Origin of the sequence: Actinocrinis sp. (genome assembly GCF_035946395.1) — a bacterium.
Lineage (GTDB): Bacteria > Actinomycetota > Actinomycetes > Streptomycetales > Catenulisporaceae > Actinocrinis.
In genome coordinates this window covers 1-2,823 of record NZ_DASYZI010000082.1, presented here as the reverse complement: position 1 = coordinate 2,823, position 2,823 = coordinate 1, and the positions used below count along the sequence as shown (strand labels likewise).

General features: G+C 73.2%; 2 protein-coding genes. One reads left to right on the top strand and one right to left on the bottom strand.

Annotated elements, in window-relative coordinates; genetic code table 11:
- Window positions 1-29 precede the first annotated feature (29 nt).
- Window positions 30-1,484: an SWIM zinc finger family protein gene (locus VGS97_RS05625; protein WP_326852138.1), complete on the bottom strand. Its 1,455-nt coding sequence runs from the start codon at window positions 1,482-1,484 to the stop codon at window positions 30-32.
- Window positions 1,485-1,592: 108 nt separating this feature from the next.
- On the opposite strand from VGS97_RS05625, the gene VGS97_RS05620 reads away from it, so the two are divergent.
- Window positions 1,593-2,663, top strand: a complete 1,071-nt coding sequence (locus VGS97_RS05620; protein WP_326852137.1) for a hypothetical protein — start codon at window positions 1,593-1,595, stop codon at window positions 2,661-2,663.
- Window positions 2,664-2,823: the final 160 nt, after the last annotated feature.

The following is a 2,823-nucleotide window of genomic DNA, read 5'->3' as shown; positions in this document are numbered from 1 at the left end:
ACTGAGCTCGGCGTTCACAACGTTCGTCATCAGAGGCTCGCCGCCTGTCCGTCGCTCCACACCGTGATCGGAGTCAGCCCGCCGTTGCGGTACAGGCCGAACAGCGGCGCCGGGTGCCCGCCGCCCGAAGCCAGCAGGCCGTGGCGGACCAGGTCGGCGCGGTTCGGGTCCACCCCGTCGGCCTGCGCGAGCAGCGGAACCCGGCCGCCGCCCTTGACGTCAGCGATCTGCCACCGCTCCGGCCGGTCGCCGACCAGCGGCACCGCGCTGTCCACAACGACCGGGACGGCTGTCGTCCACGGATCTGCCGCGAGCGCCGCGGCGAAGGCCGCCGCAGCATCGTCCAGCGTGCCGCCCTGCGGCACGGCGGCCATCCCCGGATCGGCCGACAGTTCCCGCTGCCGCACCACGACGGCTCGCAGCGGCGCCGCGTCCGGGGCGAAGGCCAGCTCCGCGTCCAGCACCGCGCCGGCCGGCAGGGCGAGCGCGAAGCCCTGTCCGGGCGGGGCGAAGGCGAGCAGCATGGCCGGGCGCCCGCTGCCGAGCGCCTGGAGCCAGATCCGGCGCTCGCCGAGCTTGTCCGTGGCCAGATCCCGGCTGCCGAGCACCAGCCAGCGGTCGTCGACGTGCTCGCCGGCCGCGGCGATCTCCCCGGCGGTCATGCTCAACCCGACCCGGCGGCGCACCGTGGCGGCCAGCGGGGCGGGCAGCGCGTCGCGGTGGCGCCAGCCCTGGATCAGCAGGTGCAGCAGGGACAACTCGGTCAGCGTGCGCTCCGGCCAGTCCTCGGCTGTGGAAAGGCACACGGTCAGACCCTTGACACGCCCGGCCACGCCGGGGGCCTGCGCGTCCACCAGCCGCCGGGCCAGGTCGTCGATCGGCCGGTAACCGCCCGCCCGCAGGCCGGTCAGCCCCGAGCGCAGCTGGTCGCGTAGCCAGAGCTCCAGGTCGTCGAGCCCTGCGTCGATCCGCTCGATCCGCTGCGCGGCGCGGCGCGCCGCGGCCTGGTTCGCCTTGTCGACCGCCGTGGAGTCCCCTGCAAGATCATCCGCGGCCGCGGCCCGTTCCGTCTGCGCGGCCTTGCGCGCCTCGCCGCGTTCGGCGCGCTCACGCCGTGAAGTCAGCCATTCGTCGACGCGCGGCGGCACGGCGTCGGCCCCGACCTCCTGCACCGTGCCCGCGGACCAGAGCAGCAGGAGGCCGAGCGCGTGCTTGCACGGGAACTTGCGCGACGGGCAGGTGCACGCGTACGCGGGCTGGCCCTGGTCCGCGGGAAGCTCGACAGTGACCTGATACGGCTTAGCCCCGCTGCCCCGGCAGTCGCCCCACACCAGACCGGCCTCGCCCCGCGCCCCGCTCCCGGTCCACGGCCCGGGCACGGCGAGCTTGCGGCCCGCCGTCTGCGACGCCGCGTCCGGTGCGAGCGCTTGGACCCGCTGCGCCGACCAGCGCGCGGGCTCGGTGGGGTTGATCACTGCTGCCATGAGCGAGACATTATTCGATCGCGCCGACAGAAGTCGGATCCATTGCGCAGCCCCGCGCAGCGTGACAACGGATAGACTTCCGGCAGGTAGGAGGCAAGGGCGGCGAGCGTGGGCCTCGAAATCGAAATCGAGTACGACGACACCCCGGACGGCGTGTGGGCCCCGGCGAGCGAGCCGCCGTTGCCGTCGCACAGCCGGCTGTCCCGGCCCCGGCTCACGGGGCCGCCGGTCGGCCACGCGCTCAGCGTCCACTTCGGCATCGCCCTCACAACTCTAGTCCTGGGCGCGGCCTCCACAGCAGGTCTCCTCACCGGCAGAACGGCGGCGCACGACCGCACGACCGTCCTGCTCCATCTCGCCCCGGTCGCCGCGTTCGTCGTGCAGGCGCTGCCCGCGCCGCCGGCGACGCAGAACGCCGCCGACCTGCTCGCGACACCGTGGACGAACACCTTCGACCAGGACATGACCCTCTCCGTGATCAACGACGGCCCCGATCCGGTCACCGTGCTCGGCGCGACGATCAGCGCCATGGACTTCCAACCCGCCGCGCTGACTCCCGCGAGCACGGCGCCGACGGCCCCCGGTGACGTCAGTCTGCTGCGAGGCCGGGCCCACTTCGTCTGCGGGGACTACCCACAACCCGACGCGAGCGCCACGATCGCGAACTTGAGCACCCGCACCGCCGACGGCCAGGCACACCGGGAAACACTGATGGTCGACCGCTTCAGCGAGATCGCGGAGCAAGCGGTCTGCGCACGGATGCCCGGCCCCCAGATCGTGCGCGCGGTGACAGTCACGCCGTCGCGCACGCCGGGTACGTACACGGTCACGGTCACCGCCACCGACCGCGCGGCCTTCCCGCTGCGGATGGCCCTGCTGCAAGCCGCCGTGGAGAACTGGGAAAGCGGCGGCGGGCTGCAAGTCGCGACCCGTGACGACGTCCTCATCCCGCCGCACGGCACCGGAAGCATCGCGATCTCGGTGAGCGTCGACGACTGCGCGGCGGCGGGGGGAGCCGCCTCGGGCGCCTTCTTGTACGACACGCTCGGCTTCAGCGACGGCCGCGATGCCGCGGGTTATCCACAGGCACGGCTGATCCAGCAGACGGTCGCCATCGCGGACCCGAACGCGATCATGACGTATTGCCTGGCCAAGAGCGCCAAAAGCGACGGGCTGTAGACATGGCCGACGTCATGGAGCTCATCCGCCGCCGCAGCGGGACCGTGGCCGCCGCGTCAGCCATCGTCGGCTTCGCGCTCGGTGTGCTCGGGGCGTACCAGATCGCGCACGCGCAGCCCGCCCCGCGGATACTCCTGCGCCAGGCCACTGAGGGCGACCA